Source organism: Streptomyces sp. NPDC049040 (genome assembly GCF_043197715.1).
Classification (GTDB): Bacteria; Actinomycetota; Actinomycetes; order Streptomycetales; family Streptomycetaceae; genus Actinacidiphila.
Map to the genome: position 1 here is coordinate 690,205 of NZ_JBICTO010000003.1, position 22,599 is coordinate 712,803.

Sequence of the window (22,599 nt, forward strand, 5' to 3'; positions counted from 1 at the left end):
CGCGGCCGCCCACGATCGGCGGCATGACGAGCACGTTCACCGGGGCAGGACCCGGAACCGCCATGACCGGCAGCACCCGCGGCAGCGACACCGACACCGTGCGGATGGGTGTCTTCGTGCCCAGCACGAAGGTCCAGTGGAGCGAGTGCACCGACCCCAGGGAGGTGGTGGCCTTCGGGGTGCGCGCGGAGCGCACGGGCTTCGACTCGCTGTGGTCCACCGATTCCCTGCTCACCCCGCGGCTGGAGGCGCTCACCGTGCTGGCCGCGCTCGCCTCCGTGACGGAGGGCGTCACGCTCGGCACCGGCGCGCTGCTGCCCGCGCTGCGCACACCCGTGCTGGCCGCGCAGACCCTCGCCTCGATCGACCTGCTGTCCGGCGGCCGGCTGGTGCTGGGCGTCGGCGCGGGCTTCCCCGGCCCCTTCGGGCAGCCGGTCTACGCGATGGCGGGCACGCCGTGGCCGAATCGCTTCACCCGGCTCGACGAGACCGTGGCGCTGTGGCGGCGGCTGTGGACCGGCGAGGGCCCGGTGTCCTTCCACGGCGAGGTGCTGCACTTCGACGACATCCGGCCGGGCATCCGCACCTTCCGGCCGGGCGGCCCGCCGGTGTGGCTCGGCGGCGCCACCCCTGCCGCGCTGGCCCGCACCGGGCGGATCTACGACGGCTGGCTGCCCTACCCGCCGGACCCGGCCGACTACGGCAAGGGACTCGCCGCGATACGGAACGCCGCCGCGCAGGCCGGCCGGGCCGGCGCACCGATCACGCCCGCGCTCTTCGTGAACACCCTGGTCACCGACGCCGCGGACGGCGGCCGGTCGGCCCTGGACGCGTACGCCAAGGCCAACTACGGGCGCCCGATCGAGGAGATGGAGAGGATCCAGGCGAACGCGTCGGGCACGCCGGAGGCGGTGGTGGAGCAGCTGGGCCGCTATGTCGCCCAGGGCGCGCGGCACCTGGTGATCAGGATCGCCGCCGCCGACATCCCCGCGCAGCTCGACCAGCTCGACCGGCTGGTGGCGCTGCGCCCGGCGCTGAACGCGCTGCTCACGCGCGTACCCGGAGCGCAGGACGCGGCGGGCGCGGGCGACGCGGCGGACGTGCGGCGGCGTTGACAGCCCGGGGCCGCCGGAACCATGCTGAGCAAGCGCTTGGAAACCCACGATCCCGGAGGCCTTGACCATGTCCCAGCAGCCCCGCGTCTTCGCTTCGCTCGACGAACTGCGGGCCGCCGTCGGCGAGCAGCTCGGCTGGACGGACTGGCTGGAGATCGAGCAGAAGCGCATCGACGCCTTCGCCGAGGCGACCGGTGACCACCAGTGGATCCACGTCGACCCGGAGCGCGCCGCCGAGGGACCCTTCGGCACGACGATCGCGCACGGCTTTCTGACGCTGTCGCTGATCCCGTCGCTGACCCCGCAGCTCTTCCGGATCGAGGGTGTGCGGATGGGCGTCAACTACGGCGTCAACAAGGTGCGCTTCCCCGCCACCGTCCCGGTCGGCTCCCGGCTGCGAGCGACCGCGACGGTGGCCGAGGTGACCGAGGCGGGTGGCGGCTTCCAGCTGGTCACCCGGGTGACGATCGAGCGCGAGGGCGGCGACAAGCCGGTGTGCGTGGCCGAGACGGTGGCGCGCTTCTACCTCTGAGCCGCCGCTGCCGCCTCGCCGGGCTCCTGGCCGGCCGCCGGGCCGCCCTCCGCGCGGACCATCCGCAGCACCAGGTCCGCGTACAGCGCGCCGACCTCGTCCGGCGTCCGGCGGCCGGCCGGGTTGAACCAGCGGGCCACGTCGATGCACAGCGACAGCACGGCCAGGGTGGTGCCGGACACCTCGGGCACGTCGAACCCGCCCGCGGCCACCCCGTCGGCGACGATCGCGCGGATCGCCTCCTCGCTCTGCCGCCGCAGGACGACGATCTCGGCGTAGTGGTCGGGAGCGAGGGCGCCGAGCTCGTACTGCACCACCCGCCCGGTGGTGTGGTGCTCCGCGTGCCAGCGGACGAAGGCGCGTACCGCCGCCGCCAGCCGCTCGGCGGCGCTGCCGCCGCCGTCCCGCGCCTCGCAGAGCATGGCGAGCGAGCGCTGGTGGCCGACCTTGCTGATCTGGTAGAGCAGCTCTTCCTTGGTCTTGTAGTGGATGTACAGCGCCGCCGGGCTCATCCCCGCCCGGCCGGCGATGTCCCGGGTGGTGGTGGCGTGGTAGCCGCGTTCCGCGAACGCCTGCACCGCGGCGACCACCAGCCGCCTCGCGGCGTCGGGGGTGATGTCCTCCCACGCCTCGCCGGTTGCCGCCTCCGCACTCATCGCACGCTCCTTTGACCCGTCTGACCCGGTCGGTTGACAGGGTCACACCCTACCTGGCGGCTGAGCAAGCGCTTAGCGGTCGGCGGCAGGGGCGGTCGCTCCGGGGTCGGGGCGTACGGGAGGGGGTGCGGACCTCCGGGGGGCGCCGGGGTCGGGGGCGGCCGGGATCCGGGGCAACCGGGATGCGGGGGGGTGCGGCCGGATTCGGGGCCGCCGGGCGTCAGAAGGCCGAGACGCCGGTGAGGGAGCGGCCTATCAGCAGCTTCTGTATCTGGCTCGTGCCCTCGTAGAGGGTCATGACGCGGGCGTCCCGCAGCAGCTTGCCGACCGGGTACTCGTCGATGTAGCCGTAGCCGCCGAAGACCTGGAGCGCGTTGTTGGCGCAGCGCACTGCGGCCTCGCTGGCGTGCAGCTTGGCGACCGACGACTCGCTCGCGAAGGGCAGCCCGCGGTCGATCAGGTCGGCGACCTGCCAGGTCAGCAGGCGGGCCGCGGCCACGTCCACCGCGATGTCGGCGAGCATCTCCTGCACCAGCTGGTGCCGGGCGATCGGCACCCCGAACTGCTCGCGCTGCCCGGCGTAGCCGACCGCCGCGTCCAGGCAGGCCTGCGCGATGCCGACACAGCCCGCGGCGACCGACATCCGCCCCTTGGCCAGCGCCGACATCGCCACCGAGAAGCCCTTGCCCTCCGGCCCGAGCATGGCGTCGGCGGGCACCCTTGCCCCGTCCAGCGCGATCTCGGCCGTCGGCTGGCCGCGCAGGCCGAGCTTGCCGTGGATGGCGCGGCGGGTGATGCCCGGCGTGTCGGCCGGCACCAGGAAGGCGCTGACGCCCCGGTGCCCGTCCTCGGCGGCGCCGGTGCGGGCGAAGAGCAGTACGACGTCGGCCCAGGTCCCGTTGGTGATGAAGGTCTTGCCGCCGGTGATGACGTACGAGTCCCCCTCCCGCACCGCACGGGTGGTCAGGCTTCCCGCGTCGGAGCCCGTACCCGGCTCGGTCAGGCCGAAGCAGCCGATCGCCTCGCCCGAGGTCAGCCGGGGCAGCCAGGCCCGCTTCTGCCGCTCGGTGCCCCAGTGGGCGACCGACTTGGCGACCAGGCCGAGCGAGACCGACACGATCCCGCGCACCGACGAGTCGGCGCGGCCCAGCTCCTCGGTGACCAGGCAGTAGGCCAGGTGGTCGCCGCCCGAGCCGCCGTAGTCCTCGTCGATGGTCAGACCGAGGAAGCCGACCGCGCCGAGCTTCTTCACGATCGCGCGGTCCACGGCCTCGGCGCGATCCCAATCGGCCACGTGCGGGGCGACCTCGCGGTCGGTGAAGTCCCTGGCCAGGGCCTTGATGTCGGACTGCTCCGCGGACAGCCCGAAAGTCACTGCCATATCCGCACCCTCATCCGTTCCGTGCGCCTCGGTCCCGGCGCCGTCCGCTGCGTGCGGCCCGCTCCCGACGCGCCACCAGCTCGTACCGCATCGAAACTACCACCGCTAGTTTTCTCCCCGCAGCCCCTACTATGTGCCGCATGGCCCGCCCCAGCAAGCCCCTGCTCAGCCGAGACCGCATCGTGACGGCGGCCCTCGCGCTCGTCGACACCGAGGGGCTCGCGGCGCTGTCCACCCGGCGGCTGGCAGCTGAGCTCGGAGTCAGCGGACCCTCGCTCTACAACCACTTCGCCACCAAGGAGGCGATCCTCGACGCGGTCGCCGACACCGTGATCGACCAGGTCGACCTGTCGATGTTCCGCGACGGCGCCGACTGGCGTCAGGCCCTGCTCGACTGGGGCCGCTCCTACCGCGCCGCCCTGACCGAGCACCCCAACATCGTGCCCTTCCTCGCCACGGGACCCGGCTTGCGCCCCGCGGGCCTGCGGATGGCCGACGCCGTCTTCGGCGGCATGGTGGACGCGGGCTGGCCGCCGGCCCAGGCCACCCGGATCGGCGCCCTGATGCGGTACTTCGTCACCGGCTCCGCGCTCGGCTCCTTCGCGGGCGGCTTCGTCGGGGACGCGGACGCCTACGACCCCGCCGACTACCCCCACCTCGGCCAGGCCCACCTGCTGGCCGGCCACCGCGAGCGGGTCGACGAGGGCGCCTTCGAGACCGGCCTGCAAGCGCTGCTCGACGGGCTCGCGCTCCAGTACCCCGACGGGTCCGCCGGCGCCGGGAAGCCGGCCGCGGACAGCACGGGAAGGCTGCCCGGCGAAGGCTGACGGGCGGTCGGCCGCACCTGGGAGGATGGCGCCATGTCGACTCCGGATTCAGCTCTGGCGGGCGCGCAGCGGCTCGTCCAGGTCAACTACCGCAAATACGACGGCAGCCTGCACTGGAATCTGCGCATGCACCGCCTCGGCGAGGACGAACACGGGACCTGGCTCGGGCTCCCAGCGGGCGGCGTGATGCGCAAGGGCAACGACCCCGAGGTGGCCATCGCGGAGGCGCACGTGCTGCTCTTCCCGCGCGTGGCGTGGTGGACCGCGGCCTTCAACGCGGCGCCGCGCAGCACCCGGATCTACTGCGACATCACCACCCCGCCGCGCTGGCCGTCCCCCGACGAGGTCACCATGGTCGACCTCGACCTCGATGTGCTGCTCAAGCGCGACGACCCGGCGCCGATCCTGGTGGACGAGGACGAATTCGCCGAGCACCAGGTGCGTTACGGCTACCCGGCCGACGTCGTCACCGCCGCCGAGGAGTCGGCCGGCTGGCTGATGGACGCGGTCGCCGGGGCCCGCGGGCCCTTCGGGGGAGCGCACGAGGCCTGGCTGTCGATGGTGGGCGGGGCGGCGTAGGGCGGCTCGCGGCGACCGGAACGCCCTGGCTGCCGACGGCCGGTGCGGACCGGGCCGCGCGCGGGCGCACGGTGGCCGGCGGCGACAGCGCGCACCCCGGGTGGGGTGGGCTGCCGCGGCGGGCGGCGGGCGGGCGCTCAGAAGATGACGAGCGCCCTTCCGCCGCGGCCCGCGGTCATTGCCTCGAACGCGGCCGGGATGCCGTCCAGCCCGATGTGGTCGGTGACCATGCCGGACAGGTCGAGACGGCCCTCCCGTACGTGCCCGGCGAGGACGGGGAGATCCTTCGCCGGGTCGCAGTTGCCGTACACACACCCTGACAACGTCCGGCCGAAGTAGAAGAGTTCCAGCGCGGTGAAGGTGACTTTCTGGTCCTGGCCGCCGATGCCGACGACCGTCGTACGGCCGCCGCGCCGGGTGGAGGACCAGGCGGTGCGTATGGTGTCGGCCCGGCCCACGCACTCGATGGCGACGTCGGCACCGTGCCCGCCGGTCAGGCCGCGGATCTGCCTGGCCGTGTGCTCGCCCGCGACGACGAAGTCGGTGGCCCCCGCGGCCCTGGCCAGATCCTCCTTGCCCGGCGCCACGTCGACGGCGACGATCCGCTCCGCGCCCGCGATCCGCGCGGACTGGAGCACCGCGAGGCCGACCCCGCCGATGCCGTGGACGGCCACCGACTCCCCCGGGCGTACGGCCGCGGCGTGGTGCACCGCTCCGTAGCCGGTGAGCACCGCGCAGCCCAGCAGGGCGGCGGCGTCGAGCGGAATGCCCTCGGGCAGCGGGAGGGCGGCACGGGCGGAGACGACGGTCTCCTCAGCGAAGACGGCGGTGCCGAGCCCCGGGTACAGCGCGCTCCCGTCGGCGGCGAGTGCGGCATAGGGCGAGGCGGCGGCTGCACCGGAGCCGGCGCACAGCCACACCTCGCCGAGCCCGCAGAAGTGGCAGGTGCCGCAGGCGGGCGCCCAGTTGAGCACCACCTTGTCGCCCGGCGCCACATGGTCGACGCCTTCGCCGACCGAGACGACGGTGCCCGCGCCCTCGTGGCCGAGCACGGCCGGGACCTGCTGGCGCAGCGTGCCGTTCGACAGCGAGAGGTCGGAGTGGCAGACGCCCGCGGCGGCCAGCTTCACCCGCACCTGGCCTGGGCCCGGTTCCGGCAGGTCGATCTCGGTGACGACCAGCGGGGCGTTGACGGCTGGCAGGACGGCTGCGCGGACCACGGGGTCTCCCTGATCGGTTCGGCGATGTGTCGGTGTGGCGTCTTGTCGGTATGTCGTCCCCTGCGCGGGGCCGGCCGGTGACGGGTGCGGCACCGCGCCCGCCCCGCCACGGGTCAGAACTGCAGCGACTTGGTCTGGAGGTATTCGGCCAGCCCGTGGGTGCCCAGCTCGCGGCCGACCCCTGACTGCTTGTAGCCGCCGAAGGGCGCCCGCGGGTTGAACCGGCCGCCGTTGATGTCCACCTGGCCGGTGTCCATCCGGCGGGCGAAGGCCACGGCCGCCTCCTCGTCGGCGCCCCAGACCGCACCGGCGAGCCCGTAGACCGTGCCGTTGGCGATACGCAGCGCGTCCTCCTCGTCCTGATAGCGGATCATCACGACGACGGGGCCGAAGATCTCCTCCTGGGCGATCGCCATACCGGGCTCGACGTCGGCGAAGACGGTGGGCCTGACGTAGTAGCCGGTCTCCAGTCCGTCGGGGGCGTCGGGGCCGCCGGCCACGATCCTGGCGCCCTCGTCGACCCCGCTCCTGATGTAGCCGCGCACCCGGTCGCGCTGCCTGGCGTTGACGACGGGGCCGAGCCGGTCGCCCGGCACGTACTTCGCGGCGGCGGATGCGGCGAGTTCGACGGCCTCGTCGTAGCGCGCCGAGTCGACCAGCATCCGGGTCCAGGCGCTGCACGTCTGGCCCGAGTTGGCGAAGACGTTGGCCAGGCCGACGTTGACGGCGCGGGCCAGGTCGGCGCCCGGGAGGATGACGTTCGCCGACTTTCCGCCGAGTTCGAGGGCGACGCGCTTGACCGCGGCGCCGGCCGTCGCGCCGATCCCGCGCCCGACCGCGGTGGAGCCGGTGAAGGACACCAGGTCCACGCCCGGGTGCTCGGCGAGCGCCTGGCCCGCGACCGGGCCGAGCCCGGTGACCAGGTTGAAGGCCCCCGCGGGCAGTCCCGCCGCGGCAAGGATGTCGGCGAAGAGCTGCGCCACCAGCGGGGTGTCCTCCGCGGGCTTGAGCACCACGGTGCAGCCGGCGGCGAGCGCGGGGGCGACCTTGGCGACGATCTGGTGCAGCGGGTAGTTCCACGGCGTGATCGCGCCCACCACGCCGACCGGCTCCTGGAGCACCCGGGAATTGCCGACCCGCTCCTCGAAGGGGTGCGCCGCGGCCAGTTCGGCGTAGGAGGCCATCACGGCGGTGGGCAGGTCGGCGTGCACGGCGGTGGCGAAAGCCATCGGCGCGCCCAGTTCGGCCGAGACGGTGGCGGCGATCTCCTCCCGGCGGGCGGCGAGCAGGTCGCGGGCAGCGCCGATCACCGCGGCCCGCTGCGCGGGCGGGGTGGCCGCCCAGCCGGGCAGCGCGGTGCGGGCGGCGCGCACCGCCTCGTCCACATCGGCGGCGGTTCCGGCCGGGACCCGACCGATGACCTGCTCGGTGGCCGGGTCGACCACGTCGATCGTGCCGTCGCCCGCGGCGGGCCGCCAGGCGCCGCCGATGAAGACCGCGTCCCGTCCCGGGTGAACCCGCGAGGCGCCGCCCGCCCGGCCCTGCTCCTGCGAGCCGCCCGCCGCGCCCGTCCCGCCCGCCCTGTCCGTGCCGCCGCCGTCAGCCATGCCGTCCACCTGCCGCCCTCCGAGTCGCCACTGCGTCCGACCTCAAACTAGCGCCGATAGTTTTACGTGGCCAGGGCCCGTCGCGTGCCCTCGGTCACCCGTGGCGCCGGGCTCGGGCGGCGGGCCGGTCAGCCGGCCGCCTCCACCTGTATCGGGAAGCCGTTGAGCACCGCGGTGCCGGACAGCGGGTCGAGCCGGCTGCCGTCGAGCAACTGGTTGACATTGGCACCGGGCTCGCGCGCGGCTGCGGTCAGCCGGGTCCCGTCGCGGTCGTGGCCCCAGCCGTGCGGCAGGCACACCACGCCGCGCCGCAAGGTGTCGGTGATCTCCACCGGGACGATGATCTCACCGCCGTCGCCCTTGATCCGGGCCAGCTCGCCGTCGCCGAGACCGAGCCGGGCCGCGTCCTGCGGGTGCAGTTGCGCCGTGCAGCGGTTGCTGCCGCCGGTCAGGGCCGGCACGTTGTGCATCCAGCTGTTGTTGGAGCGCAGGTGACGGCGCCCGATGAGCACCAGCGGGCCGCCCTCGCCGCCGCCTTCCACCGCCGCCCGCAGCCGGGGCACGTCCGCGGCGATCGGCGCCGCCGCCAGCTCCACGGTGCCGGAGGGGGTGCGCAGCACCGAGGGCAGCCGGGGGCGCAGCGGCCCGAGGTCGATGCCGTGCGGGTGGTCGAGCAGCCGGGCCAGGCTGAGCCCTTCCGGATCCGCGCCGAAGCCGTCGCCGTAAGGACCGAGCCGCAGCATCAGGTCGAGGCGCCGCTCGTAGCCGGTGCGCCCGCCGAGCAGCGCCGCCACCTCCGCGGCGTCCCTGCCGTACACAGGCGAGTCGGGGTCGGCGGTCTCCGCGCCCAGCCTGCGCATCACCGCCTGGCCGTCGACCGCTTCGGGGTCAGCGCCGGGTCCGCCCTGGCCGAGGACGGCGAGGATCAGCCGGGCCAGGATCTCCGGCTCGGCGAGGTCGCCTGCGGCGAGCGGCACCGCGGGCGGGCTGTAGCGGACGGTGTTGCGCACCGCGAGGGTGCTGAAGGCGAAGTCGTAGTGCGCGCTGCGCGCCGGCGGGGGCGGCGGGAGGACGACGTGGGCGTGCCGTGACGTCTCGTTGAGATACGGGTCGACGCTGACCATGAAGTCGAGACCGGCCAGAGCGCGGTCCATGCGCAGGCCGTCGGGCGCGGACAGCACCGGATTGGCAGCCACCACGACCAGCGCGCGCAGCCGGCCCTCCCCCGGCGTGTCGATCTCCTCGGCAAGGGCGGCCATGGGCAGTTCGCCCTTCACCTCGGGGTGGCCCGACACCCTGCTGTGCCAGCGCCCGGTGCCGAAGCCCTTGCCCGCGCGTGGCGGCCGGGGCGCCCTCGCGGTGGCCGAGAGCGGGAACATCGCGCCGCCCGGCCGGTCCAGATTCCCGGTCAGCGCGTTGAGCACGTCCACCAGCCAGCTCGCCAGGGTGCCGAACTCGACGGCGGTGCTGCCCAGCCGCCCGTACACCACGGCCCGCTGGGCTGCGGCCAGCTCCCTGGCCAAGGTGCGGATGTCCTCGGCGGGCACATCGCAGTACCCGGCGACGGACTCGGGGGTGAAGTCCGCGGCGAGGGATCGGACCTCCTCCACGCCGCTGAGGTGCGGGGCCAGGGCGCCCGGGTCGGCGAGCCCTTCGGCGAACAGCACCTGGACCATGGCGAAAAGCAGCGCTGCGTCCGTGCCCGGCCGGGGCGCCACATGGCGGTCCGCGGCCGCGGCCGTCCTGGTCCTGTTGGGGTCGATGACCACGAGCCGCCCGCCGCGCCGCCGCAGTTCCTTGAGCTTGCCGGGGAAGTCGGCCGCCGTGGCCAGACTGCCGTTGGAGACCAGCGGGTTGGCGCCGATCAGCAGCAGGTGCTCGGTGCGGTCCAGGTCGGGCACCGCGATGGCGTCGGGGTCGCCGAAGAGATGGCCGCAGCTGACGTGCTTGGGCATCTGGTCGAGGGTGCTCGCGGTGAAGACGCTCCGGGTGCGCAGCGCCCTGGCCAGCTGCGCCGGATACAGCGCCCCTGCCATCGTGTGGACGTTGGGATTGCCGAGGACCAGGCCGACCGCCTCGCCGCCCGCCTTGCCGCCGACCGCGCCGATGCCCGCCGCGACGGCCTCGAACGCCTCGGCCCAACTCGCCTCGGCGAGCCGCCCGTCCCTGCGCACCAGCGGCCGGGTGAGCCGGTCGGGGTCGGTGTCGAGCGCGCCGAAGGAGGCGCCCTTGGGGCAGACGAAGCCGGCGCTGAAGACGTCGTCGCTGTCGCCCCTGGCGTGCGTGACGCGTCCCTCGTCGATGGTCAGGACGAGGCCGCAGGTGGCCTCGCACAGCGGGCAGATGCGCAGGGCGGTACGGGTCATCGGTGGCTCCCATGGACGGCGGCGGCACTGGCGCACGTTCGCCCCCGACACTACCGACCGGTACTGACAACGGCACCGGTCTGCGCCGCCGACGATGGCCGGCCCCGCGGTTCCGGCCGGGACCGGCGTCGGCCGCGCGGCCCGGGTACGGCCCGCCACGGCCGGTGGGAGCGGCGGCGGCTCAGGACCGCAGAGGCCCCCCGCCTCAGTCGAGGACGGTCGCCAGATAGGCAAGGACCAGTTGCTTGGTCTCGGCGATGACGCGGGGGTCGCCCGCCGGGTCGCTGCGGAAGGCCAGCCGGAGCGCGGCGTCCGCGGCCTCGACCGCGACCAGCAGGGCCAGCCGCAGCCGCGGGTCGGCGGGGTCGGTGGTGAGCCGGTCGCCGAGCAGCGCGGGCAGCCGCTCGGCGAGGTCGTGGTTGGTCTCGCCCGGCACGCCGAAGTCCAGCAGGGCGAAACCGGGCGCGGTGCGCTTCATCGCGGTGTACTCGTCGACCAGCACCTCGACGGCCGCGCGCCAGCCGCCGCCGGTGTCCGGCTCGGCCAGCCGTGCGGCGGTCCTGCCGAGGAAGTCGTCCAGATTCCGGTGGGCGAGGGCGTCGGCCATCGCGCGCTTGTCGGCGAAGAAGCGGTAGACCGAGCCGATCGGCACCCCGGCGCGGGCGGCGACCGCCCTGGTGCTGAGCCGTTCGTAGCCGGCCTCGTCCAGCAGTCGCGCGCAGGCGTCGAGGATCCGTTCGAGCCGCTCGGTGCTGCGCTGCTGTACGGGCGCGCGGCGCAGCAGCCCGCCGTCGGTGCCCGGCGCGCTCCCGGCGCCCGCCATCAGCGGTCAGCTCCCCGCGGCCAGCGCGTCGAAGAGCCTGCGCAGGTCGGTGAGCGCCTCCCGCAGCGCCGCCTGCGGGTCCGCGGTTCGCACGATCGCCATGGCGCTCTCGCTCAGACCGCCGTAGAGCATCGAGGTCAGCGGGTCCGCGGGGCGTTCGGAGACGGCGCCCTCCCTGATCGCCCGCGTGACGCCCTTCCGGGTCAGCTCGCGGCAGTTGACGCCCAGGTCCCGCATCGCCTCCCAGCCGAGCGCACCGGGCGCGTCGAAGAGCGTGATCCGCTGCACCTCGGGGTCGAGCGAGGCCTCCAGGTAGGCCCTGGCTCCCTCGAAGACCGCTTCCCACGCGTCGGCGGGGCCTGCCGCGTAGGCGGCCGAGATCCGGGCGGAGAGGCGTTCCTGTTCCCGGGTGTAGACGGCGCGGAAGAGCTGCTTCTTGCCGGTGAAGTGGTGGTAGAGCGCGCCCTTGGTGACACCTGCCCGCTCGCAGACGGCGTCGAGCGAGGTGGCGGCGTAGCCGGCGTTCGCGAAGAGCGCCCGCGCGGCGGTCAGCAGGTCCTCGACGGTCGCGTCGGACCGCTCGCGCTGTGTCGGGCGTGCGCGCGGCCCGCTCGCTCCGCTGTCCGTCGCGGTACCGGCTGTCGCCACGGCCACCCTCCTGTCCCACCGGCACCCGCTTTTCGCGTCGGCGCCGTCCTGCCCCCGTTCCCGTCGATCCGCTGCCCACCCTAGCCAACAGTGACGCTTGACACTCACATACCTTCGGTATGTATGTTCCATACCGTCAGTATGCTCCTGCTGCCAAGGCAAGGACGGCCCATGTCCTCACCCACCTCCGCCTCCGCCGCGCCACCCGCGGCAGGACCGGCGTCCCCGCACCGCGACGACCCGCGCCCCGGCGTGGTCCTGCTGCTCAGCGCGGGCGCGACCTTCATCGCGTTCCTCGACACCACCGTCGTCAACGTCGCCTTCCCCGACCTGGCGAGGAGCTTCCCCGCCGACCGGGTCTCCGACCTGTCCTGGGTGGTCAGCAGCTACGCGGTGCTCTTCGCCGCACTGCTGACCTCCGCGGGGCGGATCGCCGACGCCTTCGGCCGCAAGCGGCTCTTCCTGTCCTCGCTCGCCGGCTTCACCGTCGCCTCCGCCCTGTGCGCGTGCGCGCCCGGCCTGCCGTGGCTGATCGCGGCCCGCGCCCTCCAGGGCGCGACGGCGGCCGGCATGATCCCGGCCGCGCTCGGCCTGCTGCTCGCCACCACCCCGCCGCAGCGGCTGCCCGCGGCGATAGGCGCCTGGGGAGCGGCCGGCTCGCTGGCGACCGCGGCGGGTCCCGCACTCGGCGGAGTGCTGGTCGACGCCTTCGGCTGGCGGGCCGTCTTCCTCATCAACGTGCCGGTCGGCGCCGCCCTGGTGCTCGCCGGGATACGCGGACTGCCCGAGCGCACCGGCGCCGCACGGCGCCTGCCCGACCCGCTGGGCACGCTCGCCGTCACCGCGGGCATCGCCGTGCTGGTGCTCGGGCTCACCAAGGGCAGCGACTGGGGCTGGACCGACCCGGCCACGATGGCAGGCGTGCTGGGCGGTGCGGCCCTGGTCGCGCTCGCGCTGGTCCGCTCCGCGCACCATGCGGCGCCCGCCGTCGAGACCGGCCTCTTCCGCAACCGCACCTTCGCGACCGCCTCGGCCGCGGCCGCCTTCACCGGCGCGTCCCTCTTCGGCTGGCTGCTGGGCAGCCCCCTCTTCCTGACCACCGTCTGGCACTACTCGGTGCTGAAGGCCGGTTTCGCCGTCACCCCAGGCGCCCTGACCTCGGCGATCGCCGCCGTCGCGGTGGGCAAGCGGGCCAGGCCCGAGCAGTTGCCCGCCGTGGTCGGGGTGTCCATGGCCGCCTTCGCCGCGGTGAGCGTGTGGTCGTATCTCGCGCTGGGCACGGACACCGCCTTCCTGACGCTGTGGCTGCCGATGGGCCTGGTCGGCGGCGCCGCCTTCGGCGCCGCGCTGACCGCGCTGGCCACCGCCGCCGCCAGGTCGCTGCCGCCGCAGCAGTTCGCCTCGGGGGTCGGGATGACCACCACCGCGAGGCAGTTGGGCGGCGCCCTGGGCGTCGCGGCCACCGCGTCGGTGATCGCCGCGCACGGGATCGGCGGCGCGCAGGCCTACCGGGACGTCTTCCTGGTCTGCGGTGTGCTGGCCGCGGTCGCCGCCCTGGTGGGCACGGCCATGGCCCGCAATCCCGTGCGGGAGTCCTGAGATTCGTCCACGGGCCGCCTCCGACCGCCGGCCCGCGGTGGTCGCCGCGGCGCCGAAACGGGCGCTGAGCAGGCGGATCGCCACCGCGGCCGAGAGTTGTCCACAGGCCTGAGGAGGGGGTTGCCGTCCTGATTCCTATGGTTCAGCATAGGAATCAGGACGACGACGTGGGGAGCGCGGCATGGACATCGGCCAGGACGGCAAGGACCTCGACTACTCGCCGGGCTTCGGGAACGAGCACAGCAGCGAGGCCGTGCCGGGCGCGCTCCCGGTCGGGCGGAATGCGCCGCAGCGCGCCCCGTTCGGGCTGTACTCCGAGCAGCTGAGCGGCACCGCCTTCACCGAGCCCCGCGCGCACAACCGGCGCAGCTGGCTCTACCGGATCCGGCCCTCCGCCGCGCACCCCCCCTTCCACCGGGTGCCCAACGGATCGCTGCGCAGCGGTCCCTTCCAGGACATGGAGCCCGATCCCAACCGGCTGCGCTGGGGCCCGCTGCCCATGCCGGAGGAGCCGACCGACTTCGTGCAGGGCCTGGTCACCGCTGGCGGCAATGGCGACGTGCTGCGCCGCGAGGGCATCGGCATCCACTGGTATGCCGCCAACCGCCCCATGGAGCGGAAGGTGTTCTCCTCCTCCGACGGGGAGTTCCTGATCGTGCCGCAGCAGGGCGTGCTGCTGCTGCGCACCGAGTTGGGGCTGCTGCGTGCGGAGCCCGGCCAGGTCGCGCTGATCCCGCGCGGCGTCCGCTTCCGGGTGGACGTGCCCGACGGCACCGCCCGCGGCTACGTCTGCGAGAACTACGGCCGGCCCTTCCAGCTGCCGGAGCTGGGGCCGATCGGCGCCAACGGCCTGGCGAACGCGCGGGATTTCCTCGCCCCGGTCGCCGCCTACGAGGACGGGGACGAGGAGACCGACGTCGTCAACAAGTTCGGCGGCAATCTGTGGTCGGCGCGCTACGACCACTCGCCGCTCGACGTGGTCGCCTGGCACGGCAGCCATGTGCCGTATCTGTACGACCTGCGCCGCTTCAACGTGCTGGGCTCGATCAGCTACGACCATCCCGACCCGTCGATCTTCACCGTGCTGACCTCGCCCTCCGACACCCCGGGACTCGCAGGCGCGGACTTCGTGGTCTTCGCGCCGCGCTGGCTGGTCGGCGAGGACACCTTCCGGCCGCCGTACTTCCACCGCAATGTCATGTCGGAGTTCATGGGCCTGATCGAGGGCGCCTACGACGCCAAGGCCGAGGGCTTCGTGCCCGGCGGCGCCTCGCTGCACAACATGATGTCGGCGCACGGCCCGGACCGGACCACGTTCGACCGGGCCAGCACCGCCGAGCTGGCGCCTCAGCGGGTCGACGACGGGCTGGCGTTCATGTTCGAGACCCGCTGGCCGGTCGTGCCCACCGGGTTCGCCCTGGCGGCCGGCCACCGGCAGCAGGGCTACGACGCGGTGTGGGAGGGGCTCGCGAGAAACTTCCGACCGTGACCTCCTTCGCTCCCGACTCGCTGGTCCTGAACCGCAAGCTGCCGCTGTGGTATCAGGTGTCCCAGTCGCTGCGCGCCTCGATACTCGGCCGCCGTCCCGACGACCCGCTGCGGCTGCCGACCGAGGACGACCTCGCCGGGCACTACGGCGTGAGCGTCCTTACCATGCGCCAGGCGCTGAAGGAGCTCGAGGAGGAGGGCCTGATATCCCGGCACCGCAGGCGCGGCACCTTCATAGAGCGGGCGGCGCTGCGCGGGGCCCCGGTCAAGCTGCTCGGCTCGGTCGACGCGATCGTGGCCCAGCAGTCCGGCGGCCGTACGGCGGTTCTCCGGCACGGCCCCGCGCCGCTGCCCCCTGAGGTGGCGGAGCACTTCCCCGGCCTGGACGAGGCGGCCGCCTACCAGCGGCTGCGCTGCGACGACGACGGCGAGCCCACCAACTGGGCGGAGAATTTCGTCCGCCCGGAGATCGCCGCCGCGATCGACCTGGCCGACCTGGAGCGCTGGCCGATGACCAAGGTGCTGCGGGACGTGCTGGGGGTGCGGATCAGCCGCATCACCGACACCGTGGAGGCGCGGCTGGCCGCCCCGGAGACCGCCCGGCTGCTCCGGGTGCCGCTGCTCAGCCCGATCCTGCACTACACCGGCGTCACGTACGACGAGTCGGGGCGGGTGGTGGACGTGGTGCGGATCCACTACCGGGGTGACCGGTTCTCGTTCACCGTGACGATGGAGGCGCGCTGAAGCCCGTCGGTAGCATGCCTGCGGTGAGCGACGACGCGCCCCTGCTGCACGATGTGATGCCGTGGTCCGTGCGCCCGCTGCGGATCGGCCGCGGCTGGCCCATGGCGCCTGATGCCGCCACGCTGCGGGACCGCTGGGCGCTTTTCACGGCAGCGCGCGGCGAGGCGGAGCGCGCGGCGCTGCTGCAACCCACCCGGGCCCGCGGTCTGCACAGCAGGGTGGCCCAGCTGCCGGGCCACCGCACACCGACCACCGCGCTCGCGGGTGAGGACGGCCCCTGCCCGGAACCGGTCATGATCCAGCACGCAGTCCATGACCGGCAGTGGCTGATACCGGACCACCGGCTGATCGACGCCGCGCGGCCCGAGTTGTGGCGGGTGCTCGACGACCGGCAGATCTTCGCGGTGCAGCATGCGTTGTCCCCGGAGGCGGCCGAACCCCCCGTGTCCTTCTGCGCGCTGCTGCCCGACGGCCGGCCGCCCGCCGGCCGCGCGGGCCTGATCCGCCCGCTCTTCCGGCAGCCCGGTGGCAGGGATCCCAACCTCGCGCCAGGTCTCGTCGGACTGCTGTCGGGGCTGCTGGCCGTGGAGGTCACGGCGCGGGACGTGCTGGCCTGGACGGCCGCCGCGGCGCGGGCCACACCCGCCGGCTGCGAGGTGCCCTTCCCCACGCACCCGGGCGACTGGCGGGCGGGGCTCGCGCTGGGCGGCAGGCTGCTGTGGCTGCACACCCGCGGTGAGAGGCTCGCCGACCCGGCGGCGGGACGCGAGCCCGGGGCGCCGCGGCTGCCCGGCGGCAGCCGGCCGTACGTCAGGGCCCCGCTGCCCGCCGCACCGGGCCCGGCCGATCTGGAGTACGACCGGGACGAGCGCGAGTTGCGGATCGGCACCGGCCGGATCTCCCCGGTCTCCCCGGCCGCATGGGACCGGACATCCGGCGGGACGCGGGTGCTGGAAGCGTGGTGGGGGCGGCGTACGGCACCGGGGGCACCGGCTTCACTCGAGGCGATGCGCCCGCCGCGCTGGACCCGCGCCTGCACCTCGGATCTGCTGGAACTGATCAGCGTTCTGACGCTGCATGCAGAACTGGACGCCGAACGGGCGTCCCTGGCCGGCGCGTTGTCCGAGCGGCCGGGCCGTACGCTCACCGCGACGGCGCTGCGGAACGCCGGGGTCCTGCCGGTGCCTGCGGCCAGGCGCAGGCCGGCGTCCGTACTCGACCATCGTGAAGAGGGACCTGACGGGCAGTTCGCGCTGGTGTGAGGGCTGCGGGGCGCGGGCCCTCACGGCCGCGGGGCCGGCCGGCGGGGAGAGGCGGGCACGGCGGGGGCGGCAGTGTGGGCGCGGGCGCACCGGAGCACCAACGGGAGAGCGGCGCTGGTTGCGGAAACCGTTCAGCGGCGATTGCCGAAGAGCGACCTGCGCAGCCGGCGCAGCGGGGCGAAGAGCGAGACCCTGGCACCGCGGTTCGCCGTGGTGTGGGCGGTGTTGCGCGAGGTGAGCTCCCGCATCAGCACGGTCGCCTCCTCGGTCTCGCGCTGCGGCAGGGCCGGCCCGGCCAGTATCGCCAGGTGCCGGTCGAGACGCGCACTGGACGCACCCGTTCCCGCACTGATGGCAGGCACTCTCGGCCTGCCGTGCATCGCTATCTGTTCCATGACTCTCCCCACCCTGACGAGGGCACCCGGCCCGGGCAGGCTAACCCTATCGCCCCGCCGCGTCACGTGCGCATCCCCCGTCCGGCTCGAATGCCCGATTCACCTTCATCCCAAGGGTGTTGGGGTGATCAGGCCTTCCTTGTCCGGACGGTGGCAGGAACCGTACACCTGTTCTGCCCCTGTCGGTGACACGCACGGCCCGCGGCAGGGCGCGCCACGAACGGGAGGAAAAAGGCTGGGCCAAAAGGGCATGCGTGCCGGATCATGGACACATGCCCGCCACACCCCGTGAACCGAGGAGGCAAGTGCCGTCCACCCCAGGACCAGGAAAGGCCCCGGCCGTCGGACCGACCGAGCCGCACCGCGCCCTTCCCGTCCATCTGCGGCTGGACGACAGCGACTCGCCGTCCGACGTGGTGGACGCGCTCTTCCTCGGCCGCTTCACCTCGGGTGAGCACCCGTACGCAAGGGGCGCCTCGCTCGACACCGTCAAGTCGGGACTCACCCTGCTGCCGCCGGACGCCACCGTCCTGCGCCAGGCCCGCGACAAGGACCGCAGCGCCACCCTCGCCGAGGGCGACGGCTGGACGATCCTGGTCTCGCGCTGGAATCGCGGCGCGGACGTCACCGTGGCGGCTCTCACCGACGAACTCGCCGAGCAGGTGCTCAAGTCCGCCGTGGACGACGCGGAGGACGAGCCGGAGCCGGAGCCGGAGAGCGTCACCATGGGTTTCTGGTACGTCTCGCCGCGCCGCGGGCCGCACCGCACCACCCGGCAGATCTCCGCGGCCACCTGGGAGGAGCTGCGCGGCAATTACACCGCGCAGGTCGCCGAGGCGATGGACGGCCTGATGAAGCTCAGCGTCGACGACATCACCGGAAGACTGCTGCTGCTGCACGGCCCGCCCGGCACCGGCAAGACCTCGGCGCTGCGCACGCTGGCACGCTCGTGGCGGGAATGGTGCCAGGTCGACTGCGTCCTGGACCCTGAGCGGCTGTTCAACGACGTGGGCTACCTGATGGACATCGCGATCGGCGAGGACGACGGCACCGCCGGCGGCCGCTGGCGGCTGCTGCTGCTCGAGGACTGCGACGAGCTGATCCGCGGTCAGGCCAAGCACCAGACCGGCCAGGCGCTGTCCCGGCTGCTGAACCTCACCGACGGCCTGCTCGGCCAGGGCCGCAATGTGCTGGTGGGCATCACCACCAACGAGGACCTGGAGCGCCTGCACCCCGCGGTGGTCCGCCCCGGCCGCTGCCTGGCCAGGATCGAGGTCGGCCCGCTCAACCGGGACGAGGCCGTGAACTGGCTGGGCACCCCGGAGGGCATCGGCCGTGACGGCGCCACCCTCGCCGAACTGTACGCCCTGCGCCGCGGTACGACCTCGGCGCTGCCGGTCCCGGCGCAGGCCGCCGACGGCCTGTATCTGTGACGCCGGCTGCCGTGACGCGGGGCGCTGTGCCGCTGGTGCCGTGCGCTGTGCCGCTGGTGCCGTCACGCGGTCGCCGCGAGGGCGGGTGGGGGCGCCACCGCGTCGCGGCGGTCGCGGCCGGGTGGCCTCCCGGTGCGGCCTCCTGTGCGGCGGACCTGCTGTAATGCGGGCATGACGGCCGAGGCGACACACGCGGCGGAGTGCGACCGGGCGACGCGGCAGGTGTGGGCGGTGCTCGGCGGGCCGCCCGCGCTGCCGGAACGGGTGGCCTACGGTCCGCCGGGCGGGCTGCCGGCCGCCGTGCCGGTGACGGCCCTGGCCCGTACGGCCACCGCGGTGTGCTCGCTGGCCGCGGCAGAACTGCTCGCCACCCGCAACGGCCTGCGGACCGTGCCGGCCGTCCGGGTGGACGACGACGCGGTCGCGGCCGCCTTCACCAGCGAGCGCCACCTGCTGGTCGACGGACGGCCGGGCGCGACCTTCACCCCGCTGTCGCGATTCTGGCGTACCGCCGACGGCTGGCTGCGCACCCACGCCAACTACCCGCACCACCGGGCCCGGCTGCTGGCCGCGCTGGGCGTCACCGACCGCGGGGACGATGACGGGTCGGCGGCCCGGGTGGCCGCCGCGCTGGCGGCGCGGACGGGCGCGGAGACGGAGCAGGCCGTGCGGGCCGGAGGCGGTCTCGCCGTCGAGGTGCGCACCGCGGCCCAGTGGGCGGCGAGCGACGCCGGCCGGTGGGTCGCCGGCCGGCCGCTGATCGAGCGCCGGACGGCGGGCGGCGGCCCGGCCCGCGTGCTGCCGCCCGCCGCCCTTCCGGCCGAGGGAGTGCGGGTGCTCGACCTGACACGGGTCATCGCGGGTCCTGTCGCCACCCGTACCCTCGGCCTGCTCGGCGCCCGGGTGCTGCGGATCGACTCCCCCCGGCTGCCGGAACTGTGGGACGCGCAGGCCGACACCGGCTTCGGCAAGCGTTCTGCCGCTCTGGACCTCGCGGACCGGGCCTCCTTGCGGACCTTCGAGGAGCTTCTGGCCGGCGCCGATGTGCTGGTGACCGGATACCGGCCGGGCTCGCTCGACCGGTACGGGCTGTCGGCGCAGGCTCTGCTGGAGCGTCACCCCGGGCTGGTGGTGGCGCGGTTGTCGGCCTGGGGGTTCGACGGGCCCTGGGCGGACCGCAGGGGCTTCGACAGCCTGGTCCAGGCCGCGAGCGGTATCGCCCTGCTCCAGGCGGACGAGGCCGGCAGGCCCGGTGCGCTGCCCGGCCAGTACCTGGACCACGGCACCGGCTACCTGCTCGCGGCGGCCGTCCTGCGGGCGCTGACCGAACGCCACCACTCGGGCGGCGGGCGGCAGCTCGGGGCCGGCCTCGCCCGAACGGCCTGCCTGCTGCTCGAAGGCCTCCCGGCCGGCACTCCCCCACCGGTCGGCCGCATCCCGGACATCGGTCACCGGCTCACCGTGACCGGCTCGCCGATGGGGACCATCCGTCACGCCCTTCCGCCGATCGACTACGACGGTGCGCCAGCCACCTGGTCCCGGCCGCCGAGCCGGCCGGCCGCCGACCCGCCCCGCTGGTGAGAGGCCCCGGTCCTGCCCGTCCCTGACGGGGCGCCGGGCCCGGTCCGGGCACCGGGTGGTGCCGTGCGGGGCGGGTGCGTCGGGCACGCCGATAAACGGGCAGCCGGTGTACGGGCGGGCCGGTGTGCGGGCGGGCCGGCTCGCGGCTCGTCCGGGGCCGCTCGACCAGGCCCATGGTGCCGCGCCGGCCCGAAGGGGTCCCGTAACCACCCCTGGAGGCCTGGGCTAATCCCCGTACGCGGCGCGCAGCGCCTCCTGCACGGCGGCGAGGGCGGCCCCGCGGTCCAGGCCGAGCCGTCGGCTGCGCTCCACGTACGCCGCCGCGGCCGCTGCCGCCTCCCGGGCAGCGGCGTCGGCCGCCGCCACGTAGGTGCCGTGCCGGCCGCGGGTCTCGATCACGCCGTCCGCCTCGAGCGCCCGGTAGGCCTTGGCCACGGTGTTGGCCGCGAGCCCCGACTGCTCGGCCAGGCCCCGCACGGTGGGCAGCTTGTAGCCGACCGGGAGCCGGCCGGTGCGCGCCTCCTCCGCGATCCGGGCGCGCAACTGCTCGTACGGTGCGACGGCCGACTCCGCGTCGATGGTGATCTCCAGCGTCATAGCGGGGATCCTGGCACAACGGGCGCTGCCAGCGGGACGGACCGGTCCTCCCCGGCCGGGTCGTGGACGATCGGGTCGCCGCTCTCGTGCAGGTGGGTCAGGAAGGGCACTCCCGCGCGGTAGGCGTCCAGGCCCGCGCGGCAGTAGGCGACCATGTCGTCGGGCAGGTCGTCCAGCGGATACCAGCCCAGGCCCGAGCACTTGTCCGGCTCGCGGTTGACCGGCTCCGCGCCCGCCGCGAGCCTGGCGGTGAAGAACCAGCCGATCCTGGGCATGCCGCCGGGGCCGCGGTGCTGCATCACCACCGCCGCCTCCACCTCGTGCGGTGCCAGGTCGACGCCGATCTCCTCGGCCGCCTCCCGGATCATCCCGGCCCTGACGTCCTCGCCGTCCTCCAGGTGCCCTGACGGCGCGTGCAGCAGCCCGTCGGCGTATCCGGTGCCCGCCCGGCGGGCGAGCAGGACGTCCCGGCCGCGCAGCAGGATCAGGTGGACGTCGACGACCTCGGTGTGCCGCTGCGGCGGGGCCGGCCTGACCACGGCGGCATACCGCTCGTCCGCGACCTCGCGGCCCCACAGCGCGGGGTCGGATCCCAGCTGCTCGATGGTGGTGGACCCGCCGAGGCCGGCGGTCAGGCCGGCGAGGGTCTCCGCGCGGATGCCGGCCGGGCTGACGGTGCCCCAGCGGCCCTCGACCAGCACGAGCCTGCCGCCTGGACGCAGCAGCCGCGCCCAGTGGCGGAGCACCGCGGCCGGGTCGGGCAGCGTCCACAGCACGTGGCGGACCAGCACCGCGTCGAAGCGCCGGTCGCGCACCGGCGGCCGGACGGCGTCGCCGACGAGCGCCTGCGCTCCGGTGCCGGCCAGCTTCTCGCGGGCCCGCGCGACCATCCGCTCCGACAGGTCGACCGCGGTGACCCGGTGGCCGTCGAGCGCCGCGAGCAGCGCGAGGCTGCCGGTGCCGCAGCCGAGGTCGAGTACGTCGGCGGGCGCACCGGGCAGCCAGGACCGCAGCCGTATCGCCCAGGCCTCCCTGACCCGCGGGTCGCGCAGGCCGTGGTCGGGCTCCTCGTCGAATCGGTCGGCCGCGGCGTCCCAGAACCGCCGCCCCGCGGTGTCGGTGGTCATGGGGGCCAGCGTGTCACCCGGCACCGACAACGGCCGGGGCCGGCTCCCGGCGCGGGCCGGCCCCGCTCACCAGCTGGGGCGGATCGGGCCGGCCGGGGCGAGCCTGACCAGCTCGTCGCGCAGCGCGAGCAGCCGTCGCTCGCCCAGCATCTCGACCCACGGCCTGACCGCCTCCGCGGCCGAGGCCTCGGCCGCGCGGGTGCAGCGCCAGCCGCGTTCGGTGAGCAGCACGAGGCGGGCCCGCGCGTCGTCGGGGTGCGGGCGGCGCTCCACGTAGCCCTTGAGCTCCAGTTCGTCGACGATCTGGCTGGCCGCCTGCCGGGTGAAGCCGAGGTGCGTGGCGATCTGGGTGACCGTCGCGCCGTCGGGGGCGAGCCGGGTGAAGACGAATCCGTGCGTGGGCCGGATGTCGTCGAAGCCGTGGGCCGCCACGCCGGTGTGGATGTCCTGGACGAGTGATCCCGTCGCGCTGAGGAGTGCGGCGGTCAGGCTCATCGCATCGGAGTACTTCATGGGAGCAGCTTGACACAGTGGGCAAGCTGCTTGAGTATGTAGGAAAGAAGCTTGAGCAAGTTCCTTGAGTAAGTTTCTTGCGCAAATTTCTTGCCTTTCGAGCTGA

At 74.4% G+C, this 22,599-nt stretch carries 21 protein-coding genes; 10 read left to right on the forward strand and 11 right to left on the reverse strand.

Going from position 1 to position 22,599, the window contains the following annotated elements:
• Positions 1-23: 23 nt before the first annotated feature.
• Together ACGFMP_RS12265 and ACGFMP_RS12270 are read left to right on the forward strand one after the other, a co-directional pair.
• Positions 24-1,115 (forward strand): LLM class flavin-dependent oxidoreductase, encoded by a 1,092-nt coding sequence (locus ACGFMP_RS12265; RefSeq protein ID WP_393672036.1) that lies wholly within the window; start codon positions 24-26, stop codon positions 1,113-1,115.
• A gap of 67 nt (positions 1,116-1,182) precedes the next feature.
• On the forward strand, positions 1,183-1,647 hold the full coding sequence (locus ACGFMP_RS12270; RefSeq protein ID WP_393672037.1) for a MaoC family dehydratase: 465 nt from the start codon (positions 1,183-1,185) through the stop codon (positions 1,645-1,647).
• Here the strand turns inward: ACGFMP_RS12270 and ACGFMP_RS12275 are convergent.
• Together ACGFMP_RS12275 and ACGFMP_RS12280 are read right to left on the reverse strand one after the other, a co-directional pair.
• Positions 1,638-2,303 carry a TetR/AcrR family transcriptional regulator gene (locus ACGFMP_RS12275; RefSeq protein WP_393672038.1) on the reverse strand — a complete coding sequence of 222 codons (666 nt, stop codon included), beginning with the start codon at positions 2,301-2,303 and terminating at the stop codon, positions 1,638-1,640. The two genes, ACGFMP_RS12270 and ACGFMP_RS12275, sit on opposite strands and share 10 nt — an antisense overlap.
• A 220-nt stretch (positions 2,304-2,523) precedes the next feature.
• Positions 2,524-3,678 (reverse strand): acyl-CoA dehydrogenase family protein, encoded by a 1,155-nt coding sequence (locus tag ACGFMP_RS12280; protein WP_393672162.1) that lies wholly within the window; start codon positions 3,676-3,678, stop codon positions 2,524-2,526.
• Between the two features lie 146 nt (positions 3,679-3,824).
• On the opposite strand from ACGFMP_RS12280, the gene ACGFMP_RS12285 reads away from it, so the two are divergent.
• Positions 3,825-4,511 (forward strand): TetR/AcrR family transcriptional regulator, encoded by a 687-nt coding sequence (locus tag ACGFMP_RS12285; RefSeq protein ID WP_393672039.1) that lies wholly within the window; start codon positions 3,825-3,827, stop codon positions 4,509-4,511.
• Positions 4,512-4,544: 33 nt separating this feature from the next.
• Positions 4,545-5,090: a DUF402 domain-containing protein gene (locus ACGFMP_RS12290; protein WP_393672041.1), complete on the forward strand. Its 546-nt coding sequence runs from the start codon at positions 4,545-4,547 to the stop codon at positions 5,088-5,090.
• A gap of 137 nt (positions 5,091-5,227) precedes the next feature.
• Here ACGFMP_RS12290 and ACGFMP_RS12295 read toward each other — a convergent pair whose 3' ends face one another.
• The 5 genes from ACGFMP_RS12295 to ACGFMP_RS12315 all read right to left on the reverse strand — a co-directional run bounded on the left by ACGFMP_RS12295 (position 5,228) and on the right by ACGFMP_RS12315 (position 11,754).
• The gene (locus ACGFMP_RS12295; RefSeq protein ID WP_393672043.1) at positions 5,228-6,310 is read right to left on the reverse strand and encodes a Zn-dependent alcohol dehydrogenase; all 1,083 of its coding nucleotides are present in this window, start codon (positions 6,308-6,310) and stop codon (positions 5,228-5,230) included.
• Between the two features lie 113 nt (positions 6,311-6,423).
• Positions 6,424-7,917, reverse strand: a complete 1,494-nt coding sequence (locus tag ACGFMP_RS12300) for an aldehyde dehydrogenase family protein (protein ID WP_393672044.1) — start codon at positions 7,915-7,917, stop codon at positions 6,424-6,426.
• A gap of 128 nt (positions 7,918-8,045) precedes the next feature.
• Positions 8,046-10,283, reverse strand: a complete 2,238-nt coding sequence (locus ACGFMP_RS12305; RefSeq protein WP_393672045.1) for a molybdopterin-dependent oxidoreductase — start codon at positions 10,281-10,283, stop codon at positions 8,046-8,048.
• 205 nt (positions 10,284-10,488) lie between these two features.
• Positions 10,489-11,106, reverse strand: a complete 618-nt coding sequence (locus tag ACGFMP_RS12310) for a TetR/AcrR family transcriptional regulator (protein ID WP_393672046.1) — start codon at positions 11,104-11,106, stop codon at positions 10,489-10,491.
• 6 nt (positions 11,107-11,112) lie between these two features.
• Entirely contained in the window at positions 11,113-11,754 is a 642-nt protein-coding gene (locus tag ACGFMP_RS12315; RefSeq protein WP_393672048.1) for a TetR/AcrR family transcriptional regulator, read from the reverse strand.
• Positions 11,755-11,925: 171 nt separating this feature from the next.
• On the opposite strand from ACGFMP_RS12315, the gene ACGFMP_RS12320 reads away from it, so the two are divergent.
• From ACGFMP_RS12320 to ACGFMP_RS12335, 4 genes are all read left to right on the forward strand, one after another.
• Positions 11,926-13,353, forward strand: coding sequence for a DHA2 family efflux MFS transporter permease subunit (locus tag ACGFMP_RS12320; protein ID WP_393672050.1), 1,428 nt, complete (start codon positions 11,926-11,928; stop codon positions 13,351-13,353).
• 181 nt (positions 13,354-13,534) lie between these two features.
• Positions 13,535-14,842 (forward strand): homogentisate 1,2-dioxygenase, encoded by a 1,308-nt coding sequence (gene hmgA / locus ACGFMP_RS12325; RefSeq protein ID WP_393672051.1) that lies wholly within the window; start codon positions 13,535-13,537, stop codon positions 14,840-14,842.
• Positions 14,839-15,585, forward strand: a complete 747-nt coding sequence (locus tag ACGFMP_RS12330) for a GntR family transcriptional regulator (RefSeq protein WP_393672052.1) — start codon at positions 14,839-14,841, stop codon at positions 15,583-15,585. The genes hmgA and ACGFMP_RS12330 overlap by 4 nt, the downstream gene beginning before the upstream one ends.
• Positions 15,586-15,599: 14 nt before the next feature.
• On the forward strand, positions 15,600-16,847 hold the full coding sequence (locus ACGFMP_RS12335; RefSeq protein ID WP_393672053.1) for a type ISP restriction/modification enzyme: 1,248 nt from the start codon (positions 15,600-15,602) through the stop codon (positions 16,845-16,847).
• 131 nt (positions 16,848-16,978) lie between these two features.
• On the opposite strand, the gene ACGFMP_RS12340 is transcribed toward ACGFMP_RS12335, so the two are convergent.
• Positions 16,979-17,242: a hypothetical protein gene (locus tag ACGFMP_RS12340; RefSeq protein ID WP_073501449.1), complete on the reverse strand. Its 264-nt coding sequence runs from the start codon at positions 17,240-17,242 to the stop codon at positions 16,979-16,981.
• A 272-nt stretch (positions 17,243-17,514) separates the two neighbouring features.
• On the opposite strand from ACGFMP_RS12340, the gene ACGFMP_RS12345 reads away from it, so the two are divergent.
• Both ACGFMP_RS12345 and ACGFMP_RS12350 read left to right on the forward strand, forming a co-directional pair.
• The gene (locus tag ACGFMP_RS12345) at positions 17,515-18,675 is read left to right on the forward strand and encodes a DUF5925 domain-containing protein (RefSeq protein ID WP_393672054.1); all 1,161 of its coding nucleotides are present in this window, start codon (positions 17,515-17,517) and stop codon (positions 18,673-18,675) included.
• A 171-nt stretch (positions 18,676-18,846) separates the two neighbouring features.
• The gene (locus ACGFMP_RS12350; RefSeq protein ID WP_393672055.1) at positions 18,847-20,256 is read left to right on the forward strand and encodes a CoA transferase; all 1,410 of its coding nucleotides are present in this window, start codon (positions 18,847-18,849) and stop codon (positions 20,254-20,256) included.
• 225 nt (positions 20,257-20,481) lie between these two features.
• Here ACGFMP_RS12350 and ACGFMP_RS12355 read toward each other — a convergent pair whose 3' ends face one another.
• The 3 genes from ACGFMP_RS12355 to ACGFMP_RS12365 form a co-directional block, all read right to left on the reverse strand.
• Complete coding sequence (locus ACGFMP_RS12355) at positions 20,482-20,853, reverse strand: GntR family transcriptional regulator (RefSeq protein WP_393672056.1); 372 nt, start codon at positions 20,851-20,853, stop codon at positions 20,482-20,484.
• Positions 20,850-21,980, reverse strand: coding sequence for a methyltransferase domain-containing protein (locus ACGFMP_RS12360; protein ID WP_393672057.1), 1,131 nt, complete (start codon positions 21,978-21,980; stop codon positions 20,850-20,852). Before ACGFMP_RS12360 ends, ACGFMP_RS12355 begins: the two co-directional genes overlap by 4 nt.
• A gap of 66 nt (positions 21,981-22,046) precedes the next feature.
• Positions 22,047-22,493, reverse strand: coding sequence for a MarR family winged helix-turn-helix transcriptional regulator (locus tag ACGFMP_RS12365; protein WP_393672058.1), 447 nt, complete (start codon positions 22,491-22,493; stop codon positions 22,047-22,049).
• Positions 22,494-22,599 lie beyond the last annotated feature (106 nt).